Source organism: Magnetospirillum sp. WYHS-4 (assembly GCA_039908345.1).
Taxonomy (GTDB): domain Bacteria; phylum Pseudomonadota; class Alphaproteobacteria; order Rhodospirillales; family GLO-3; genus JAMOBD01.
The window spans coordinates 1-5,545 of sequence record JAMOBD010000104.1 but is presented as its reverse complement, the minus strand read 5'-3'; the positions used below and the strand labels follow the sequence as shown (position 1 = coordinate 5,545).

2 protein-coding genes are annotated in these 5,545 nt (G+C 69.4%); one reads left to right on the top strand and one right to left on the bottom strand.

The window, feature by feature from the left end; translation table 11 throughout:
• The coding region (locus tag H7841_17630) for an Ig-like domain-containing protein (protein MEO5338682.1) at positions 1-5,300 on the bottom strand (5,300 nt) is incomplete at its 3' end.
• Between H7841_17630 and H7841_17625 the strand changes: the two genes are divergently transcribed.
• The coding region (locus tag H7841_17625) for a glutaredoxin family protein (protein MEO5338681.1) at positions 5,299-5,545 on the top strand (247 nt) is incomplete at its 3' end. The genes H7841_17630 and H7841_17625 overlap by 2 nt on opposite strands.

Sequence of the window (5,545 nt, the reverse complement as noted above, 5' to 3'; positions counted from 1 at the left end):
TCCTCGATGTTCGACAGGCTATCGGTTCCGGCCCCGCCACTGGCGGTTCCCTGGGCCAGGTCGACCGTCACGGCCGCCGTGGCATTCGCGTAGGAAACCAGGTCCGTCCCGTCGCCGCCGTCCAGGAGGTCGTTGCCGGCGCCGCCAATCAGGACGTCGTTGCCCGAGGATGCGGGTGAGAACATCTCGGCCAGGGCCGCCCCGCCACCCAGGATCGCGTCGGGGCCCACTTCGGCGGCTCCGGGGTTGGCCTCCTCCCCGAAGGTCCAGAAGCCCTTCAGGCCGGTATCGGAAGCGTCCGGGCCGGTGCCGATGACCGTACCGATCTCACCGGCCGAGAGCGCCCGGTTCCATACCGCGACATCGCTCACCTGGCCGTCCAGCCAGCCGATGTTGAAGTTGGCCTGGCGGGCGCTGCCGACCGCGAACATGTTCATGGCCTGGTAGTCGAGGGCGCCGATCGCGGTGCTGGCCTCCTCGACGCCGTCGACGAACAGCTTGAGCTGCCCTCCGCCGACGGTGAGGGCCACGTGATACCAGGTATCGGCCTCGACCGTCGTCAAGCCGTCAGCCCGTTTTTGTCCTCCATCCCAGGCATAGGCCTCGAGCCGTCCGTCCGCAAGCAGCGCCAGATGGACGCCCAGGTTGTCGCCGATCACGCCTTCGGCGCTCATCTGGCTCGACGCGGTGCGGGCGACGATGTTGGAATAGCGGACGGTATCGAAATTGACCCAGGCGGCGAGGGTGACCTCGGGAAAATTGAGGGTTCCGCCGTCGTTGATCAGCGCCCGGCCATCGTCGCCATTCAGGTCGAGGGCCTGGATCGCGACTCCGCCATACAGAATGTCGTCACCCGGCCCCCCCGACAGGGTGTCGTCGCCCGCCGTGCCGGTCAGGGTCAGGTCGGCGGACAGGCCCGTCAGGCCGATATCCGCATCGACCTTCAGGGTGGCGCCGTCCTTGGTGAAGACGCGGTATTGCTCGGCGTCGATGGTCTCGGTCCCCGCGAGGGTCCAGCCGGCGTCCGTGGCTTCGACGGTATCGCTGGCTCCGCCCCGGACCAGCAGGCTATCCGTGTCCGAGAGGGCGGCGACCGCCTCCGCCGTGACACTGAGGCTGCCGGACCGGTCGCCCATGTCGACGATCTCGATGCCCGAGTAGTAGGGCGAGGCGTCGACCAGGGCGAGACCGCTGGCCGCCTGGTCGAAGACCAGCCGGTCGGTGCCGGTCCCGCCGTGGGCGAAGTCGCCGTCGCCGAAATGCAGGACGTCGTCGCCGGCCCCGCCGAACAATGTGTCGTCGCCGGCCCCGCCCAGCAGGATATCGTTGCCGGCGCCACCTTCCAGGGCATCTTTGCCTTGCCCGCCGTTCAGGACGTCATCCCCCTCCATGCCCCGCAGCAGGTTGTCGCCCGTATTGCCGGTCAGGGTGTCGCCGAACGCGGTGCCGGTGGCGTTCTCGATGTCGAAGATCGTGTCGACGCCCATGCCGCCGCCGACGCTTTGGGCGGTGGTCACCGACAGGTCGACCGTCACGCCGCCCGTTGCGTCCTGGAAGGTGAGGGTGTCGATGCCGCCGTGGCCCAGGATGACGTCGTCGCCGGGACCACCGTCCAGCAGGTCGTTGGCCTCCATGCCGTAGAGGGTATCGTTGCCGGCGCCGCCGCCGAGGGTATCCTCGGACGCGGTGCCGACCAGATGATCCGTTCCCGCCGCGCCGGTGAGCGTCAGTCCAGCGGATCCCAGCACGCCGACCTGCACGGTGGCGGTTGCGGTCGCGCCGTGGGCGTCGGTGACGGTGTAGGTGAAGCTGTCGGTGGCCGCCGTTCCCAGCGGCACGGCGCGTAGCGTGGCCGATGCCGTCGGGTCGTAGCTGAAGCTGCCGTCGGCATTGACGACGACGGTGGCGCCCTTGGTGGTGGTGGCGGTGTAGCTGGTGACCGAGAAGGTATCGTCCCGGTCCGGGTCGGTATCGTTGGCCAGGACGCCGTGGGCCTTGTCGACGGAAAGAACCTGGAGAACATTGGCGCTGGCGCTGTCGCCGACCGCAACTGGCGCATCGTTGGCGCCGTCGATGGTCACCGTGACGACGGCCGAGCCGATGTGGCCCGTGTTGCCGTCGCTGACCGAGTACTGGATGGTGTCGGTCAGGGTCTCGCCGGCGTTCAGGTGGTTGACGGCGGCGAGGTTCGGCTTGTAGACGAGGGTTCCGTTCGCGCCCGACGTCACGGTGCCCTTGCTGCCCTGGTTGACCGTCACGTAGGTCAGCGTGTCGCCGTCCGGGTCCACGTCATTGACCAGCGGCGAAAGGACCACCTGGGCGTCCTCGGTGGTGCTGGCGGTGTCGTTGGCGAGGATGGGGGCGTGGTTGGCGCCGGTGACCGTGACGGTCACCGTCTGGGTCGTGGTTCCCCCCTGGCCGTCCGATGCCGTGTAGGTGAAAGTATCCGTGGCCGTGGCGCCTTCCGCCAGGGCCAGGGCGGGACTCTTGTCCGCCGTGTAGACGACGGTGAACCCGGACTTGACCGCCGTACCGTAGGTGCCCTCGGCGACGCTGGCCAGGGTCAGCGTGTCGCCCTCGATGTCGGAATCGTTCGCCAGCACACGCAGGGTCACATTGCCGCCGGCCGCCACCGTGCCGCTGTCCGCGACGGCGACGGGGGCGTCGTTGACCGCCGCCACGGTCAGGTTGACCTTGGCCGTGCTGGAGGCTCCCGAGGCGTCCTGGATGCGGTAGGTGAAGCTGTCGGCGCCGCTGTAGTTGGCGGTCGGCGTGTAGCTATAGGTGCCGTTGGCGTTGATGGTGACCTCGCCATGGGTGGGCGCGCCACCCGCCGCCAGCGAGAAGATGAGGCTGTCGCCGGCATCGGCGTCGGTGGCCGACAGCGTGCCGGTGATCGGCGTGTCCTCGTTACCCGACCCGGTGGCCGCGACGGCGGCCGGCATCGCGTTGGTGCCGGTGACGGTGACCACCGCCGTGGCGGTGCTGGTGCCGCCGTGGCCGTCGTTGACCACGTAGATGAAGCTTTCTTGCGCCGTCTGGCCGGCCCGGAGATGACCATACTTGCCGTTCGGATCGAAGGTGACGGAGCCGCCCGTCTCGATCTTCAGGGTGGCGCCGGAGGCCAGGGTGATGACCTGCCCCACGGTCGTCACGTTCGTTCCCGCCACGGAGGTGAAGGCCAGCGTGTCGCCGTCCACGTCCGTGTCGTTGCCCAGCAGGCTGAAGGTCGCCTTGGCGGTATCGCCGGCCGTCGTCGCGTAATCGGCCTTGGCGACCGGGCCGTCGTTGACGGAGGCGACGGTCAGGTTGACGGTGGCGGTGCCGAAACTGGGCGGGTTGGCGTTGTTGGACACCGTGTAGGTGAAGGAATCCGTGCCGTTGTAGTTGGCGGTCGGCGTGTAGAGGATCTGGCCGTTGACCTGGGTATGGTCGAGCGTCAGGCCACTGGCGTTGCCGCCGTTGTCGACGTGGGAGGAGGCGGCGTTGAAGGGCACGCCGGCCTTGGCGGCGGTCAGGACAATCTGGCCGGTACCGGAACCAGGCGTGGCGGTAACGACCGAGCTGACCGTGAGGTCGGCCTTGATGGCGTTCAGGAAGGCGGTGGTGACGGCGGCCAGATTGGCCTCGCCGCCGGTCACGGTGTAAGTCACTGCCTTGCCGTTCACGGTAACGGTGTACTTGTCGCCGGCCTCGACGGCGCCGGAGAGGATCAGGGTGTCGATCTGCGGCAGGATCTTCACCGTGCCGTGGGCCGCCGCGCCGACCGAGGTGATGGAGGCGCCGGCCAGGGCATTGCCGTCGGCCCGCAGGTCGTTGGCCAGCGGCGAGACGGCGATCGTCGCGTCCTCGTTGACCGAGGCGGCGTCGTTGACCGCGTTGGGCACGGCGTTGGCGGCGTCCCGGGCGGTGGACAGGGCGGCTTCCTGGGTGGCCTTGGTCAGGTACTGCTCGAAGCTGGCGGCGGCGCTGGTCGCCTGGGCTAGGGCTTGGGTGGAGACGAAGGCCTGGGCCTGGGCGGTGGCGGCCGCGTCGGCGGCCGTCTGCGCCTCCGCCACGGCATCGGCAGCCAGGGCGTTCGCCGCCGTCACCGAGGCGTCCTGCGCGGCGTTGTAATTGGCGGGAAGCAGGTCCGTGGCGTCCTGGCGGGCCGTCGAGGCGGCGTTGGTGGCCGCGGTGACGGCGCCCTGGACTGTGTTCGCCACGTCGGAGGCGAAGTCCAGGCCATCCCTGAGAGCCGCAAGCGCGCTGTCGAGACCGGTGGAAACCACTGTGACGGTGTTGTCGGCGGTCGCTCCGTGGTTGGCGGCGCTGGCCGATACCGTGAAGGTCCCGCCGACCGTCTTCGCGGTCAGGACGATCTCGCCGTCCGCGAAGCCGGCCGAGGCCGTCACTGCGCCGCTGACGGTACCGTTGGCGTTGATCGCCGCGACCAGGGCGTCGCGGGCACCGGCCGTGGTACCGACACCGCCGGGCACGTTGTAGGTGACGGGGGTGCCGTTGACGGTGACGGCATAGGTATCGCCGGTCTCGATCCTGCCGCCCAGGGTCAGGCGGGCTTCCTGGTTCGTGGCGTCCAACGCCGTGCCCAGCACCGTTACCACCGTGTCGATGGCGCTGGCGATGTCCGCGCCGGCCGTGGCCGTCGGGTTGGCGACGATGCCGGTGATGGTCGCCAGGGCATCGGTGGCGGCCGTGTGCGCGGCGTCGATCTGGCTGAAATAGGATTTGCCGGCCGCGAAGGCCTCCATCTTGTTCAAGGCCGTGTCGGCGATGGCCATGGCCGCCTTGGCGGTGGCCATGGCGTTCATCGCGTGGGAGATGGCCTGATCCCGCGAGTCCTCGGCGGCCTTGGCGGCGCCCTCGGCCTTGATGTCGGCAGAGGCGATCTCGGCCGTGTTGGCGGTGGTCTTGAGACCCACCATCTGCTCGACGCCGGCCGTGGCCAAGTCGTACTGGGCCTGGGCCTCGGCCAGCGACTTGTGGGCGTTGTCCACCTGCTGGCCGGCCGTCTTGATGTAGGCCTGCGCGTCGTCGACCGCGACCGAGGCCTTGGCGGCCAGGTCCTTGGCCACGCTGGAAGTGTTGGGGTCCGCGTTGATCGCGGCGATCTTGGCCTTGATGGCGGTCGCGGCGGCATCCGATGTCTGGGTCGCGTCCAGGGTGTTGGCGTCGGTGTCGCTGGCCTTGGCCTGGGCGGTCGCCGTGGCGGCGTTGGCTTCATCGGCGTGGCGGGAGCTTCGGTCGGCCCGTGACGGCCGCTGGCTCGCGGAGCGCGCGCGTCCTGGCGATATCCGCATGCTCTCGTCCGAGACCTGCCCTTACTGTGTGGCCGCCCGGCGCTGGCTGCAGGCCGAGGGCGTGCCCTTCAGCGAATGCTTCATCGAGCGGGATGCCGCATGTGCGGCCGACTACCAGGCGACGGGCGCCGCCGGCACACCGACCTTTGTCGTCCGCGGTCAGCGCATCCTTGGATTCGATCGTGCCCGGCTGATCGAGCCTGTCCTTGACCTCGTCCCACAGCGCGCCGCGGCGCAGCGCCTGC